Genomic DNA, 15362 nt, shown 5'->3' with positions numbered 1-15362 from the left:
CAGATCCGAACCAGCTGAGCTGGAGGGGGACTCCGCCATGACTGTCTCCGTTGAACCGACATCCGTCGACCCGCGTCGGCACGGCTCCGTGCCCGCGGCCGAGGTCCTGCGGGCGCATGCCGAGGACGCCTTCGCCGCCGAACTCGCCGCACTGGCCGCGCAGGACGACCGTCCGCGGCCCGCCCGGTGGAAGCTGTCCCCGTGGGCCGTCGCGACCTACCTGCTCGGCGGCACGCTGGCGGACGGCACCATGATCACACCCAAGTACGTGGGCCCGCGCCGCATCGTCGAGGTCGCCGTCACCACCCTGGCCACCGATCGCGCGCTGCTCCTGCTCGGGGTCCCCGGCACCGCGAAGACCTGGGTGTCCGAACACCTCGCCGCCGCGGTCAGCGGCGACTCCACTCTGTTGGTCCAGGGCACCGCCGGCACCCCGGAGGAGGCCATCCGCTACGGCTGGAACTACGCCCGGCTGCTCGCCCACGGGCCCAGCCGCGACGCCCTCGTGCCCAGCCCCGTCATGCGCGCGATGGCGGACGGGATGACGGTCCGCGTCGAGGAACTGACCCGTATCCCGGCCGATGTCCAGGACACGCTCATCACGATCCTGTCGGAGAAGACACTGCCGATTCCCGAACTGGGCCAGGAGGTGCAGGCGGTCCGCGGCTTCAACCTGATCGCCACCGCCAACGACCGCGACCGCGGGGTCAACGACCTGTCCAGCGCCCTGCGCCGCCGTTTCAACACCGTGGTGCTGCCGCTGCCGGAGACTCCCGAGGCGGAGGTCGACATCGTCTCTCGCCGCGTGGACCAGATCGGCCGCTCCCTCGACCTGCCGGCCGCGCCCGACGGCATCGACGAGATCCGCCGGGTCGTCACCGTCTTCCGCGAGCTGCGCGACGGGGTCACCACTGACGGCCGGACGAAGCTGAAGTCGCCCAGTGGCACGCTGTCGACCGCCGAGGCGATCTCCGTCGTCACCAACGGGCTGGCGCTGGCAGCCCACTTCGGCGACGGCGTGCTGCGGGCCGGGGACGTCGCGGCAGGCATTCACGGCGCGGTCGTCCGCGACCCGGCGGCGGACCGCGTCATCTGGCAGGAGTACCTGGAGACCGTCGTCCGCGAGCGCGACGGCTGGACGGACTTCTACCGGGCCTGCCGGGAGGCCGGCGCGTGAACGGCGGGGGAGGGACACGTCGGGAGCCGGCGTGCCCGCCCGGCGAGGCTTCGAGGGGGGCGGGGACGGCATGGGCGCCATGAGCGACGTGGACCGGCCCGGCGGCCGGGGAGCGGGGCCGCTGCTGCTCGGTGTGCGGCACCACGGGCCGGGGTCGGCGCGGGCGGTGCGGGCCGCATTGGAGGAGACCAGGCCGGAGGTCGTCCTGATCGAGGGCCCGCCCGAGGCGGATGATCTGATTCCACTTGCCGCGGACGAGGACATGCGTCCGCCGGTTGCCCTGCTCGCCCATGCCGTGGACGAGCCCGGCCGCTCGGCGTTCTGGCCGCTCGCCGAGTTCTCCCCCGAGTGGGTCGCGATCCGCTGGGCGCTCGAGCACGGCGTCCCGGCCCGCTTCATCGACCTGCCGGCCACCCACAGCCTGGCCTGGGGCAGGGACGAGGAGGCGGGCGGGGCGGACAAGGAAGGCACGGCAGGCGAGGGAGACGCCGGGGAGCGGGCGACCGGTGCCGGGTCGGGCGGCGGGGCGGGGATCGATCCGCTCGGGGTGCTGGCCGAGGCCGCCGGGTACGACGACGCCGAGCGGTGGTGGGAGGACGTCGTCGAGCACCGGGGCGTGGGCGGGACGGGCGACGCGCTCGCACCGTTCACTGCCCTGGAGGAGGCCATGACGGCGCTGCGGGAGGAATACGGGGGCGAGGGACACGACCGGGACCCGGATTCCGCCTCGGGTTCTCCCATGGCGCCGAGGCAGGACCTTGTGCGCGAGGCGTACATGCGGCTCCGGATCCGGGCGGCGCAGCGCGAGTTCGGGGGCGGTGTGGCCGTCGTCTGCGGTGCCTGGCATGTGCCCGCGTTGCGGCGGAGGGCCACCGTCGCCGCCGACCGGGCACTGCTGAAAGGGCTGCCGAAGGTCAGGGCGGACATGACCTGGGTGCCGTGGACGAACCGCAGGCTGTCCCGCTCCAGCGGATACGGCGCGGGCATCGACTCGCCCGGCTGGTACGGCCATCTGTTCGGCGCGGTGGACCGGCCCGTCGAGCGGTGGATGACCAAGGTGGCGGGGCTGCTGCGGGCCGAGGACCGGATCGTGTCCTCCGCCCATGTCATCGAGGCGGTACGGCTGGCGTACACGCTCGCCGCGATGCGCGGCCGGCCCCTGCCCGGACTGGGCGAGACGACCGACGCGGTACGGGCGGTGATGTGCGAGGGCTCCGACGTGCCGCCGGCGCTGGTGCACGACCGGCTGATCGTCGGTGACGTGCTCGGGGAGGTGCCGGCGGCGGCCCCCGCGGTGCCCCTCCAGCGGGACCTCACGCGGACCCGGCGCAGACTGCGGCTGAAGCCCGAGGCCGCGGAGCGCGAGCTGGAACTCGACCTGCGCAAGGAGACCGACGGGGAGCGCAGCGCACTGCTGCACCGGCTGCGGCTGCTCGCCGTGGACTGGGGGGAGCCGACGGCCTCGTACGGGAGCACGGGCACCTTCCGGGAGACCTGGCGGCTGCGCTGGGAACCGGAACTGTCCGTGCGGGTCGCCGAGGCCGGGATATGGGGGACGACCGTACGCGCCGCCGCGACCGCCAAGGCCGAGGCGGACGCCGTCGCAGCGCAGGGCCTGGCCGATGTCACCGGGCTCGCCGAACGCTGCCTCCTGGCCGGACTGCCCGACGCTCTGCCGACGGTGATGCGGATACTCGCCGACCGCGCGGCCCTCGACTCGGACGTCGGCCATCTTGCCCAGGCCCTGCCGGCCCTGGTCCGCTCGCTGCGCTACGGCGATGTGCGCGGCACCGGCACCGCGGCGCTCGCGGAGGTCGCCGCCGGGCTGGCGGAGCGGATCCTGGTCGGCCTGCCACCGGCGTGTGCCGGGCTGGACGCGGACGCCGCCGACGAGATGCGGCGCCATCTCGACGCGGTGCACCGGGCGGTCGGTCTCCTCGGCGACGCGCCCGCACCGGGCCACGGGGATCTGCGTGTCCGCTGGGCGTCGGTGCTGCGCACGCTGGCGACGCGGGACACAGTGCCCGGGGTGATACGGGGGCGGTCCGTTCGCCTGCTGCTGGACGACGGGGAGCTGGCGCAGAACGAGGCGGCCCGGCAGCTGGGGCTGGTGCTGGCATCGCCGGGCACGGCACCGGCGGACGCGGCGGCGTGGATCGAGGGTTTCGTCGGCGGAGGCTCGGGCGGCGGCCTGCTCCTCGTCCACGACGAGCGGCTCCTCGGACTGGTCGACGCGTGGCTGACGGGTGTGCCGGCGGAGGCGTTCACGGACGTACTGCCGCTGCTGCGGCGGACGTTCTCGGCGTACGAGTCCGGGGTTCGGCGCACGCTGGGTGAGCTGGTCCGGCGCGGACCGGGGGCGCCGAGCGGCTCGGCGGCCACCGGTTTCAGGGCCCCCGGGTTCGCGTCCGGCCTCGACTCCGGTCGCGCGGACGCGGTCCTGCCCGTGGTGCGGCTGCTGCTCGGCCTGGACGAGGACACCCGGGGCGGTGAAGGCGGCGGGGACGCGCTCGCCGGCCTGGCCGGGGCGGCGCGATGACCGACGTACGGCAGCAAGGCGCACCGCCGCAGGGCCCACGCGCAGAGGACGTACGCGCACAGGACGAAGACCCCGGCACGAAGGACGACGGCGCGAAGGATCACAGGACGAAGGAGGGACACATGCCGACTGCGGTGACGGACGTGGAGCAGGAGCGGCTGCGGCGGTGGCGGCTGGCGCTGGGCGGGGGCGCGGCGGACGGCACCGGATGCAGTCTGTCCGGGCAGGACGCCGCCATGGACGGAGCGCTCACCGCGCTCTACGGGAAGGAGGACGGGTCGCGGAAGGGAAGCAAGCCGCAGGCAGGGCAGGAGCGTTCGGCGGGGCTGGGGGCGTCCGCGCCGTCGGTGGCGCGCTGGCTCGGGGACATTCGGACCTACTTCCCGTCCTCCGTCGTCCAGATCATGCAGCGCGACGCCATCGACCGGCTGGGGCTCGCCACCCTCCTCCTGGAACCGGAGATGCTGGAGGCGGTCGAGGCCGACGTCCACCTCGTGGGCACCCTGATGTCGCTCAACAAGGCGATGCCGGAGACGACGAAGGAGACCGCACGGGCTGTCGTCCGCAAGATCGTCGACGAACTGGAGAAACGGCTCGCCACCCGCACCCGGGCCACCCTCACCGGTGCCCTCGACCGGAGCGCCCGCGTCAACCGGCCCCGCCACCACGACATCGACTGGAACCGCACCATCGCGGCCAACCTCAAGCACTACCTCCCCGAGTACCGGACAGTCGTGCCCGAGCGGCTCATCGGCTACGGGCGTGCCGCACGGTCGGTGAAGAAGGAGGTCGTCCTCTGCATCGACCAGTCCGGGTCGATGGCGGCCTCCGTCGTCTACGCGTCGGTGTTCGGGACGGTCCTCGCGTCCATGCGGTCGATCGACACGCGGCTCGTCGTGTTCGACACGGCTGTCGTCGACCTCACGGACCAGCTCGACGACCCCGTCGACGTGATCTTCGGGACCCAACTCGGCGGCGGTACGGACATCAACCGGGCGCTGGCGTACTGCCAGTCGCAGATCACCCGGCCGGTGGAGACGGTGGTCGTACTCGTCAGCGACCTCTACGAAGGGGGCATCCGCGACGAGATGCTCAAACGGGTCGCGGCGATGAAGGCGTCCGGGGTGCAGTTCGTGACACTGCTGGCGCTGTCCGACGAGGGGGCGCCGGCCTACGACCGGGAGCACGCGGCCGCACTTGCCGCACTGGGCGCGCCGGCGTTCGCCTGTACGCCCGACCTGTTCCCGGAGGTGATGGCCGCGGCGATCGAGAAACGGCCGCTGCCGGTACCGGACCCGGTGTGAGGGGGGCGTGAGAAACGGGGAGGGAGGGGGAGGCGGCGCGGCGCACCCCGCGCCGCGAACCGACCCCCGCTTTCCGCGCCCCCGGCGGGAACCCGGACGGCGCGAGGGGGCAACCGCACCGCCGCCGACCACGGCACCCCGCGTCACAGGGATGCCCGAGCTGCCACTGTGGGGCACCGACCTTGCCTCCTGCTCGGCCCCGGCGCCACCCCACAGGCCGATGAAACCGAGACGCGGTCCCGGTACCGGGGCCGGGACGTCCCCGCCGCCCTCGCCCGGGCAGGCCCGCAACGGCCGGCCGCGCCCCCTCGGCCGGCCATGTCCGTCCGGGACCCCTCACGGTGTCGGGGGCCCGCCGGCCGGGTCGACCCGACCCCCTCTGCGTGCGGTCACCCGAGCCCTGACCCCTCCCGGTCCGGTCACCGATGCCTGAGCCACTCGGGCCCGGTCCACCCCAGCCCTCTCGCAGCCGGATTCCGCCCGCGCCGTCCGTACGTCCTGCATGCCCTGTACGGCACGTACGGCATGTACGGCATGTACGGCAAGAACACCGGGTCGTCCCGTGCGCGCCGTTCCGCGCCCCTCGTGTCGCACGCCGTGTGGCGCGCTCCGCCTGTGCGTACGAAATCTGACTCGCGAGTAATGAAGGTTCCAGGGGGCCTCCGGACGGGGGTGGCCGAACGCCATCGGCTTGTCCGGCCGCAAACCCGGGGATGGGGTGAGGAGGAACATCCCCGCCTCTTTGGGTGAGCGGAGGGCCTCGCCGGGGTAGCCCCGGCCCGGTGAGGCCGCTCACAGATGGCACTCTGTGTCACCAATCCGGGCATCATGTGACAGGTATCACCGCTCAGGTGTGACCCCGGGATTTCGAGAGGCCTCGCTACCGGCTATAGCCTGCGAGGTGGACATGCCGCGCGCTCGGTCACCGTGTGCGCTTCCCTTGTGACACAGCGGACGTCGTCACGTTGCCCTTCGCGGCACGCCCACGCATCAACGAACCGCGAGATCACTGATAGGGACGGAAGCGCGTGGACCTGTTCGAGTACCAGGCGAGGGACCTCTTCGCCAAGCACGATGTACCGGTGCTGGCCGGTGAAGTCATCGACACGCCTGAGGCGGCGCGCGAGATCACCGAGCGTCTCGGCGGCAAGTCCGTCGTCAAGGCGCAGGTGAAGGTCGGTGGCCGCGGCAAGGCCGGTGGCGTGAAGCTGGCAGCAACCCCGGACGAGGCCGTCGCTCGCGCGACGGACATTCTCGGCATGGACATCAAGGGCCACACGGTCCACAAGGTGATGATCGCCGAGACCGCTCCGGAGATCGTCGAGGAGTACTACGTCTCCTTCCTCCTCGACCGTGCCAACCGCACCTTCCTCTCCATCGCGTCCGTCGAGGGCGGCATGGAGATCGAGGAGGTGGCGGCCACCCGTCCGGAGGCGGTCGCCAAGACGCCGATCGACGCCAACGAGGGCGTGACCCCCGAGAAGGCGCGCGAGATCGTCGAGGCCGCGAAGTTCCCGGCCGAGGTGGCCGACAAGGTCGCCAACGTCCTCGTCACGCTGTGGAAGACCTTCATCGCCGAGGACGCGCTCCTCGTCGAGGTCAACCCGCTGGCCAAGGTCGTCTCCGGTGACGTCCTCGCCCTCGACGGCAAGGTGACCCTCGACGACAACGCCGAGTTCCGTCACCCCGACTTCGAGGCGCTTCACGACAAGGCCGCGGCCAACCCGCTGGAGGCTGCCGCCAAGGAGAAGAACCTCAACTACGTCAAGCTCGACGGCGAGGTCGGCATCATCGGCAACGGCGCGGGGCTCGTGATGAGCACCCTGGACGTCGTCGCCTACGCCGGTGAGGCGCACGGCGGCGTGAAGCCCGCCAACTTCCTCGACATCGGCGGTGGCGCCTCCGCCGCCGTCATGGCGAACGGCCTGGAGATCATTCTCGGCGACCCGGACGTCAAGTCCGTGTTCGTCAACGTCTTCGGTGGCATCACCGCCTGCGACGAGGTCGCCAACGGCATCGTGCAGGCGCTGCAGCTGCTCGCGGACAGGGGCGAGGAAGTCACCAAGCCGCTGGTCGTGCGTCTGGACGGCAACAACGCCGAACTGGGTCGCAGGATCCTCTCCGACGCCAACCACCCGCTCGTGCAGCGCGTGGACACCATGGACGGCGCGGCCGACAAGGCCGCCGAGCTCGCGGCTGCGAAGTAAGGGACGAGGGACTAAACAGCCATGGCTATTTTCCTCAACAAGGATTCCAAGGTCATCGTCCAGGGCATGACCGGTGCCACGGGCATGAAGCACACCAGGCTCATGCTGGCCGACGGCACGAACGTCGTCGGCGGTGTGAACCCGCGCAAGGCGGGCACCTCCGTCGACATCGACGGCAACGAGATCCCGGTCTTCGGTACGGTCGCCGAGGCGATCGAGAAGACGGGCGCGAACGTATCCGTCCTCTTCGTACCGCCGGCGTTCGCGAAGGCCGCCGTCGTCGAGGCCATCGACGCCGAGATCCCGCTCGCGGTCGTCATCACCGAGGGCATCGCGGTCCACGACTCGGCCGCGTTCTACGCGTACGCCGTGTCGCAGGGCAACAAGACCCGGATCATCGGCCCGAACTGCCCCGGTCTGATCAGCCCGGGCCAGTCGAACGCCGGCATCATCCCGGGCGACATCACCAAGCCGGGCCGCATCGGCCTGGTCTCGAAGTCCGGCACGCTGACGTACCAGATGATGTACGAGCTGCGTGACATCGGCTTCTCCTCGGCCGTAGGCATCGGTGGCGACCCGGTCATCGGCACGACCCACATCGACGCGCTGGCCGCGTTCGAGGCCGACCCCGACACCGACCTGATCGTGATGATCGGCGAGATCGGCGGCGACGCCGAGGAGCGGGCGGCGGCGTACATCAAGGAGAACGTGAAGAAGCCGGTCGTCGGCTACGTCGCGGGCTTCACCGCGCCCGAGGGCAAGACCATGGGCCACGCCGGCGCCATCGTCTCCGGTTCGTCCGGTACCGCCCAGGCGAAGCAGGAGGCCCTCGAGGCCGCGGGCGTCAAGGTCGGCAAGACGCCGACCGAGACGGCCAAGCTGGCGCGCGAGATCCTCGCGGGCTGATCGGCCGCGGAACAACGGATGGGCCCGTTCCCCCTGGGGGAACGGGCCCATCCGTTGTTCCGGACGCGGAACCTGAACCTGAACCGGGTCCAGGCCCGAGGCCGTCACCATGACTGCGGTGCCAGCCGCTCCGGGCCGTGCAGCAGTTCCTCGCGGAGCTTGGTGCGCAGCTTCCGCTCCTTGTCCGAGAGGGGTCCCGGCGCCACGCCCGCCGGCACCCCCTGGACTGTCTCGCCGAGCGGCACCGGCGGGTCGTAGCGGGTGGGAGCCGTGCGCAGGGTGAACGCGGTGGCGCCGATCAGGGTGAGCGTGAAGGCGATGGCGGCCCGGGTCCAGAAGCGGGCCCTGCGCTCGCTGCCCTCGCGCACCTCCGGCGGTCCGGCCGACCGGAGGTGCGCGGTGGAGGCCAGTTCGGTCAGCCGTTGGTGCAGTACGAGCGGATCCGACAGTTCCGGCAGCCGGGCCGCGAGGATCTCGTGGGCGTGCAGCAGGCGGCCCGCGGTCGCGGGCGTGCTCGCCTCCGTCTCCGCCGCGGTCTCCGGCAGGTCGAGGCCGACACCGTCGTAGAGCACGACCGTGCGGCGGTACGGCGGCGGCAGGTGCAGCAGGACGTCCAGCAGCGCGCGGTCGGAGGGCTGCGAGGGCGGTGGTCCCGGGCGCCGGTGGCGGGGCCGGAACCGGTGCCACGGGGCGAGTGCCCACTCGTACGCCGCCGCGCGCACCCAGCCGGCCGGGTCGCGGTCGCGGGCCACCTCGGGCCAGCGGTCCCAGGCCAGTTGGAAGGCCCGCTCGACTGATTCGCGCGCCAGGTGGCGACGGCCGGACAGTAGATACGCCTGTCGTACGAGCGCCGGGGCGCAGAGGGCATACAGGGCATCGAATGCCTGAGCGGGCGTCAGGGGGGTGGGATCGGCCGCCTCCTCCTGAACGGACCGGCCGGACCGGGCGGACCGGGCGGGCGGCCGCAGGAGGCCCCGTCCGGCAGAGCGCGCGGGAGGCTTGATCGAACGCGCCGAGCACTTGGCCGACTTGATGAGTTCGGAGGCTTCGGAGGCCTCGGTGTGTTCGGAGGGCTCCGGGGATCCCTGCTGCCCGGTGGGCTCGGGTTTCGTCGAAGTGGTGGTGGTCAGCAGCTTCGCGTACGCCTCCCCCTTCCGGCCGCGCGGTGCGGTGCGGCCGGACTCCCACGCATGTACCTTCTCGCGGCTGACGCCGACCCGCCGGGCGAGCTGAGCCAGGGTCAGCGAGTGGGACTCACGAAGGCGTCGGCGTTCCTCGGGCGGGGGGAGGGGGGCGGCAGGGCTCCGGGTCACAGGACACCCCTTAGTGCGAAAAAGTACATAACTATATATTGAGCGACACAGCGGTACTTCTCCTGTTACGCGGGGAAAGCGCGTGTCGTTGGGAGCATGGCGGGTGTGATCCAGACGACCGCTCGCCGAATGAGGCCGACCCTTCTGCTCACCCGGATGCGCGACCGCTCGCCAGGGCTGGGCTCCGCCCTTCTCGGCGGCGCCCTCGCGGCGGGGCTCGGGCTCGCCGCGTTCGCCATGCTCGTGATGCTGCTGTGGATCAGCTCGCCGTACCCGGACAGCGGTCCCGACGGCGCGCTGAACACCGCGGCGGCGCTGTGGCTGCTGGCGCACGGTGCCGAACTGGTCCGCACCGACACGCTCTCCGGCGTGCCGGCCCCACTCGGCGTCCCGCCGTTGCTGCTGCTCGCGCTCCCGGTGTGGCTGCTGCACCGGGCGGCCCGCGACGCCACCGACGGGGGTGCGTCGGACTCGTCGGATGCGTCGGACGACGCCCCGCTCGTCGACGGCCCGACGGCCTGGGCGGGCGTCGTCCTCGGCTACCTGGCCGTCAGCACGCCCGCCGTGTTCTACGCCGCTGGCGGTGAGCTGCGGCCGGTGTGGGCGTCGGTCGGCGTGTGCGTGCCGCTGGTCGCGGTGGTGGCCGCGGGCGTGGGGGTGTGGCGGGCGTACGGCTGCCCGCGAGGGCCACTGGAACGGGCCGTGGGTGCGCTGCTGCCGAGGGGCGTACGCCATCTGCTCCTCGGCCCGGACGGACGCCGCGGCGTCGCGACGCGCGCGGCGGCGGCCGGGGCGGCGGTGCTCGTCGGCGGCGGGGCGCTGCTGCTGACGATGTCACTGCTGTGGCACGGCGGCGAGACCCAGGTGGCCTTCCTGCGGCTGACGGAGGGGTGGTCGGGGCGGGTCGCGGTGCTGCTGCTCGGCGTCACCCTGCTGCCGAACGCGGCGGTGTGGGCGGCGTCGTACGCCCTGGGCCCCGGGTTCCTCCTCGGCGTTGGCCATGCCGTGACACCGCTCTCCGCCTCACCGGCCCCACTGCTGCCCGCGTTCCCGCTCCTTGCGGCGGTGCCCGACGCGGGGGCGGGGACGCCGGTGAACTGGGCGGCCGGGACGGTGCCGTTGGCAGCCGGGGCGGTGGCGGGATGGTACGTCGCGAAGGGCGCCACGACGGCCGGGCACCCGGTGGAGCCCGGAGGCGAGCGGTCGGGACAGGGGCCGGACGCGGTCTGGTCACCGGGCCGGACGGCCGGTGTCGCCGGAGTGGCGGCGGCGCTGTGTGCGGCCCTGCTGGCGATGCTCGCCGCGTTGGCGGGCGGGCCGATGGGGGTTGCCGCGCTCTCCCGGTTCGGACCGGTGTGGTGGCGGACGGGGGGCGCGACGCTGGTGTGGATCGGGCTGGTGGCCACGGTGACGGCCCTGGCGGTACGGGCCTGGCGGTGTCGCACACCCCGGAGCGAACGGGCGGAGCGGGCACCGGCGGGCGCGGACGAGGGGCTGTGGACAGGGGTGCGGGTGGGCGCGTGGGCACGGATCCCGAAGATCGGCAGCCTGCGCCGGGGGTCGCCGGAGGGCGACACCGGCGCGACGGCGGGCGGCCGACGGCTCCGGGGCGCCGCCGGCCCCTACGACCTCCTTCCGGCGGACCCCGTCCCCGACCGTGACCCCCTCATCAGCCGTGGCCCCCTCAGCCGTGCCCTCCCTGAGAGTGCTCTCCCCACCGCTCCCGAAACCCCGAAGCCGCCCCCCGCCCAGTAGGGCGGGGGGCGGCTTCGGGAAGCGGGGGCGGCGGCCGGTCGGCCGTCATTCGGCCGTCATTCGGCCGTCCCGAGCAGGTTCCGGAGCTCGTCCGGCAGGAGGTTGTTGCAGGACTCCTTGGACTGCTGAGTGAGGGCGTCACTCGTGCATGTGTAGTAATCCTGGTAGACGACCTTCGCCGTGAAGCTGACGGCGACCAGGATGAGAGCCAGGGAGGCCGTGACCAACCCGCTCACCGCGGCCGTGGTCTGCGGGCGGCCCGTCTGCTCGGGCGGCGCCGGGGCGTCGGGGTCGGAGGCCGCGCGGGGCTTGGCCCGTAGGGCGCTGACGGCCCAGTACACGGCGAGCGCACCCAGCAGCAGCGCGACGTACGGCCAGCCGAACAGGGCGAAGAAGAAGGCCCACATACCGGACAGCAGGGAGTAACGCGCCCGGCGCTGGGCCGGATCCGTGGGATCCCAGCGTGGACCGGGGCGTTGAGGGCCGCCGGCTCCACCGCCCTGGCCCTCCGGACCGCGCGGGCGCTCGCCGAAGCCACCGGAGGAACGGCCGGGCTGCCGGTCGCTCCACCGCCCGCCCCAGTGGGAGCGGCTGCCGTTGTCTCCCCGGTCGTCGTCACCGCCCTCGTCGCCGGAAGGGTGCCGGGGCTGCCAGGGCTGGTCGGGAGACCCCTCTGGTGGCGGCGCGAACGGATTGTTCTCCTCGGAGCCACGGTGCCTGTCGCTGCCCTCGCCCTGGGGCGTCTCGGGCGGCGAGGAGGGGCGCTCCCGCAGCAGCACGGCGCCACGCTCCCCTCCCTGCACCGACGGCTGGGGGAACGTGAGGAATCGCAGGCTGCGGTCCGGCATCAAGTGAGCGTCTTCCCCTTAATCAAGTCAATCAAGTTACGACTGTGACGACTAATGCTCGATTACTGCTTCTACGGCTACTGCTCGACGGGCTGGACATGCACGGCTGAGCCGGAGCATTCCCGTCCGCTTCTAGGTCTCGGCACCTTGTCCTGTGAACGCCCGGTGCGCAGGTGGCGTTCCCGGGTGACCGGACGTTCCCGGGCGTTCCCGAACCGGCTCTTCCCAGACGCTACCTTCCGGCCACGCCCCCGTCCCGTGGGGGCCGCTCCCTGTGCCGGTATCGTTGCTGGCGGTCGGCCGCTTCGTAGGCTTCCCCGTATCCGAGGGTGCGAAGCGTTCGTATGAATGTACAAAGTGCTGGTCTCCGGCCGCACCAGCGCTCCCCGAGAAAGGGCCCCACCGTGGCCGCCAAGCCCGTGGCCGAGCGCGCCAGGCGTCTCGTCGTACTGGTCTCCGGATCCGGCACCAACCTTCAGGCACTCCTCGACGAGATCGGCGCCGTCGGCGCCGAGGCGTACGGAGCCGAGGTCGTGGCCGTCGGCGCCGACCGCGGGGGCATCGAGGGGGTCGCCCGCGCCGAGCGCGCCGGGCTGCCGACCTTCGTGTGCCGGGTCGGGGACTTCGCCACCCGCCAGGAGTGGGACGCGGCGCTCGCCGAGGCCGTTGCCGCCCATGAGCCCGACCTTGTGGTCTCCGCCGGGTTCATGAAGATCGTGGGCAAGGAGTTCCTCGCGCGCTTCGGCGGGCGGTTCGTCAACACCCACCCTGCCCTGCTGCCCAGTTTTCCCGGAGCCCACGGCGTACGGGACGCGCTCGCGTACGGCGCCAGGGTCACCGGCTGCACCGTCCACTTCGTCGACGACGGCGTCGACACCGGGCCGATCATCGCGCAGGGCGTGGTGGAGGTCCGGGACGAGGACGACGAGAGCGCGCTGCACGAGCGCATCAAGGAAGTCGAGCGAAGGCTGCTCGTCGAGGTCGTGGGGCGGCTCGCCCGCAACGGCTATCGCATTGAGGGACGAAAGGTAGTTATCCAGTGACCGCCGAGAGCAACAAGCGGGCCATCCGACGGGCGCTCGTCAGCGTCTACGACAAGACCGGCCTCGAGGACCTCGCGCGCGGCCTGCACGAGGCCGGCGTGGAACTCGTCTCCACCGGGTCCACCGCCGGCCGCATCTCCGCCGCCGGCCTTCCCGTCACCAAGGTCGAGGAGCTCACCGGCTTCCCCGAGTGCCTGGACGGCCGCGTCAAGACCCTGCACCCGAAGGTCCACGCCGGTATCCTCGCCGACCTGCGCCTCGACAGCCACCGGCAGCAGCTCGGCGAGCTGGGTGTGGAGCCGTTCGACCTGGTCGTGGTGAACCTCTACCCGTTCCGCGAGACCGTCGCCTCGGGCGCGACGCCCGACGAGTGCGTCGAGCAGATCGACATCGGCGGACCGTCGATGGTGCGCGCCGCGGCGAAGAACCATCCCTCGGTCGCCGTGGTGACCAGCCCCGCCCGCTACGCCGACGTCCTGTCGGCGGTGCAGGACGGCGGCTTCGACCTCACCACCCGCAAGCGGCTCGCCGCCGAGGCCTTCCGGCACACCGCCGCGTACGACGTGGCGGTCGCTTCCTGGTTCGCCTCCGAGTACGCCCCCGTGGACGAGTCGCGCTTCCCCGACTTCCTCGGCGCCACCTGGGACCGCGCCCGCACCCTGCGCTACGGCGAGAACCCGCACCAGCCCGCCGCCCTCTACACGTCGACCGCATCCATCGGCGGCTCCGCCGCGGGCGGCGGCCTGGCCGAGGCCGAGCAGCTGCACGGCAAGGAGATGTCGTACAACAACTACACGGACACGGATGCCGCCCGCCGTGCCGCGTACGACCACAGCGAGCCGTGCGTCGCGATCATCAAGCACGCCAACCCGTGCGGCATCGCGGTCGGCGCGGACGTCGCCGAGGCGCACCGCAAGGCGCACGCCTGCGACCCGCTGTCCGCGTTCGGTGGTGTGATCGCGGTCAACCGTCCGGTGTCCAGGGAGATGGCCGAGCAGGTCGCCGAGATCTTCACCGAGGTCGTCGTCGCGCCGGACTACGAGGAGGGCGCCCTCGAGGCCCTCACCAAGAAGAAGAACATCCGCGTGCTGCGCGCCCCCGAGGCCCCCGCCGCCCCGGTCGAGGTCAAGCCGATCGACGGCGGTGCCCTCCTCCAGGTCGCCGACCGTCTCCAGGCCGAGGGCGACGACCCGGCGAACTGGACCCTGGCGAGCGGCGAGGCGCTGTCCGAGGCGGAGCTGGCCCAGCTGGCCTTCGCGTGGAAGGCGTGCCGGGCCGTGAAGTCCAACGCCATCCTGCTCGCCAAGGACGGTGCGTCGGTCGGCGTCGGCATGGGCCAGGTCAACCGGGTCGACTCGGCGAAGCTCGCGGTGGAGCGGGCGGGCGTCGAACGCGCGGCCGGTTCCTTCGCCGCGTCCGACGCCTTCTTCCCCTTCCCGGACGGCCTGGAGATCCTCACCGGGGCCGGCGTCAGGGCCGTGGTCCAGCCGGGCGGTTCGGTCCGCGACGAGCAGGTCGTCGAGGCAGCGAACAAGGCCGGTGTGACGATGTACTTCACGGGGACGCGGCACTTCTTCCACTGAGCGCCACGCCGTCCGGCGACACGACACGACATGCCCGTGCCCCGGGCGGCCCGACGGCCGCCCGGGGCACGGGCATGTCGTGTCCCCCGAGGGACACGATCCGCGGCAGGCACGGTTCGGGTCAGCAGCTGTCCACCCAGCGGTGCGAGCGGGCCCGGAGCCCCGGCAGGGTCACCGGTTCCCCGGGCGCCACGCACACGGGCGTCCCGGCGAAGTCCGCTCGGTGCGGTCGAGGGTGAACGCCGGGTCGGTGACGGCGCCGGCCGGGCCGTGGCGCTCGACGCTGCGGAAGACGTGGCGCGGTGCCCAGGCATCGAAGGCAGCGGGTCGCCCGAGGCGGACGGCATCACGCGCGAGAACTCGAACGGCACCGGCGCGTCCGGCCGCCCCGACCCCACCGTGACGTGCTCGCCCGCACCCTCCGGGTTCCCGCCCCCGTACGTCCGGTCCTGGCTGAAACCGCTCAGCACCCAGAAGGCGTCCTGGGCGGTGATCGTACCGGCCCGGCGGGAGACCCCGTCGTGGTCGATACGGAGGTCGTCGACCTGTGCGGCCCGGCCGAAGGCGAGGCGTTCGCCCGGGGCGAGCCGGAGTGGTGCGCTGCGGTGTCCTGCACCCCCCGGGGTGGGCGGAGGTACGACGATGACGCTGTACAAGGTGCGTCGCCCCGGTCCGACGGGGCACCCC

Annotated in this window: 10 protein-coding genes and 1 pseudogene; 8 read left to right on the top strand and 3 right to left on the bottom strand. The window is 72.7% G+C overall.

Annotated features, from left to right (window positions below):
- Nucleotides 1–37: 37 nt before the first annotated feature.
- The 5 genes from ACFP2V_RS14615 to sucD all read left to right on the top strand — a co-directional run bounded on the left by ACFP2V_RS14615 (nt 38) and on the right by sucD (nt 8133).
- Nucleotides 38–1177: an ATP-binding protein gene (locus tag ACFP2V_RS14615; RefSeq protein ID WP_381211154.1), complete on the top strand. Its 1140-nt coding sequence runs from the start codon at nt 38–40 to the stop codon at nt 1175–1177.
- Between the two features lie 79 nt (nt 1178–1256).
- Nucleotides 1257–3716, top strand: coding sequence for a DUF5682 family protein (locus ACFP2V_RS14610; protein WP_381211471.1), 2460 nt, complete (start codon nt 1257–1259; stop codon nt 3714–3716).
- Nucleotides 3717–3838: 122 nt separating this feature from the next.
- Entirely contained in the window at nt 3839–5020 is a 1182-nt protein-coding gene (locus ACFP2V_RS14605) for a VWA domain-containing protein (protein WP_381211151.1), read from the top strand.
- Between the two features lie 1028 nt (nt 5021–6048).
- A complete protein-coding gene (gene sucC / locus ACFP2V_RS14600) occupies nt 6049–7227 on the top strand; it encodes an ADP-forming succinate--CoA ligase subunit beta (protein WP_381211149.1) in 1179 nt (392 codons plus the stop codon).
- Nucleotides 7228–7248: 21 nt separating this feature from the next.
- On the top strand, nt 7249–8133 hold the full coding sequence (gene sucD, locus ACFP2V_RS14595) for a succinate--CoA ligase subunit alpha (protein ID WP_381211146.1): 885 nt from the start codon (nt 7249–7251) through the stop codon (nt 8131–8133).
- Nucleotides 8134–8237: 104 nt separating this feature from the next.
- Here sucD and ACFP2V_RS14590 read toward each other — a convergent pair whose 3' ends face one another.
- The gene (locus tag ACFP2V_RS14590; protein ID WP_381211143.1) at nt 8238–9446 is read right to left on the bottom strand and encodes a helix-turn-helix domain-containing protein; all 1209 of its coding nucleotides are present in this window, start codon (nt 9444–9446) and stop codon (nt 8238–8240) included.
- 96 nt (nt 9447–9542) lie between these two features.
- On the opposite strand from ACFP2V_RS14590, the gene ACFP2V_RS14585 reads away from it, so the two are divergent.
- Complete coding sequence (locus tag ACFP2V_RS14585) at nt 9543–11201, top strand: cell division protein PerM (protein ID WP_381211140.1); 1659 nt, start codon at nt 9543–9545, stop codon at nt 11199–11201.
- Between the two features lie 56 nt (nt 11202–11257).
- Here the strand turns inward: ACFP2V_RS14585 and ACFP2V_RS14580 are convergent, their stop codons facing one another.
- Complete coding sequence (locus ACFP2V_RS14580; protein ID WP_381211138.1) at nt 11258–12049, bottom strand: hypothetical protein; 792 nt, start codon at nt 12047–12049, stop codon at nt 11258–11260.
- Between the two features lie 404 nt (nt 12050–12453).
- Between ACFP2V_RS14580 and purN the strand changes: the two genes are divergently transcribed.
- Both purN and purH read left to right on the top strand, forming a co-directional pair.
- Nucleotides 12454–13092 carry a phosphoribosylglycinamide formyltransferase gene (gene purN / locus ACFP2V_RS14575; RefSeq protein ID WP_381211135.1) on the top strand — a complete coding sequence of 213 codons (639 nt, stop codon included), beginning with the start codon at nt 12454–12456 and terminating at the stop codon, nt 13090–13092.
- Nucleotides 13089–14675, top strand: coding sequence for a bifunctional phosphoribosylaminoimidazolecarboxamide formyltransferase/IMP cyclohydrolase (gene purH, locus ACFP2V_RS14570; RefSeq protein WP_381211132.1), 1587 nt, complete (start codon nt 13089–13091; stop codon nt 14673–14675). Before purN ends, purH begins: the two co-directional genes overlap by 4 nt.
- A gap of 216 nt (nt 14676–14891) precedes the next feature.
- Here the strand turns inward: purH and ACFP2V_RS14565 are convergent.
- A pseudogene (locus ACFP2V_RS14565) lies at nt 14892–15331 on the bottom strand (FHA domain-containing protein); the annotation flags it as partial.
- Between the last annotated feature and the right edge of the window lie 31 nt (nt 15332–15362).

The sequence above is a fragment of the Streptomyces incanus genome (genome assembly GCF_042656345.1).
GTDB classification, from domain to species: domain Bacteria; phylum Actinomycetota; class Actinomycetes; order Streptomycetales; family Streptomycetaceae; genus Streptomyces; species Streptomyces incanus.
The sequence above is the reverse complement of the archived record's forward strand: the minus strand, read 5'-3'. Positions and strand labels throughout refer to the sequence as shown.

What these genes read in the sequence shown, in the direction of transcription:
- ACFP2V_RS14580 (WP_381211138.1), bottom strand. Translation starts at nt 12,049, where the DNA reads ATGCCGGACCGCAGCCTGCGATTCCTCACGTTCCCCCAGCCGTCGGTG.
- sucD (WP_381211146.1), top strand. Translation starts at nt 7,249, where the DNA reads ATGGCTATTTTCCTCAACAAGGATTCCAAGGTCATCGTCCAGGGCATG.
- ACFP2V_RS14585 (WP_381211140.1), top strand. Translation starts at nt 9,543, where the DNA reads ATGGCGGGTGTGATCCAGACGACCGCTCGCCGAATGAGGCCGACCCTT.
- ACFP2V_RS14610 (WP_381211471.1), top strand. Translation starts at nt 1,257, where the DNA reads ATGAGCGACGTGGACCGGCCCGGCGGCCGGGGAGCGGGGCCGCTGCTG.
- ACFP2V_RS14615 (WP_381211154.1), top strand. Translation starts at nt 38, where the DNA reads ATGACTGTCTCCGTTGAACCGACATCCGTCGACCCGCGTCGGCACGGC.
- ACFP2V_RS14605 (WP_381211151.1), top strand. Translation starts at nt 3,839, where the DNA reads ATGCCGACTGCGGTGACGGACGTGGAGCAGGAGCGGCTGCGGCGGTGG.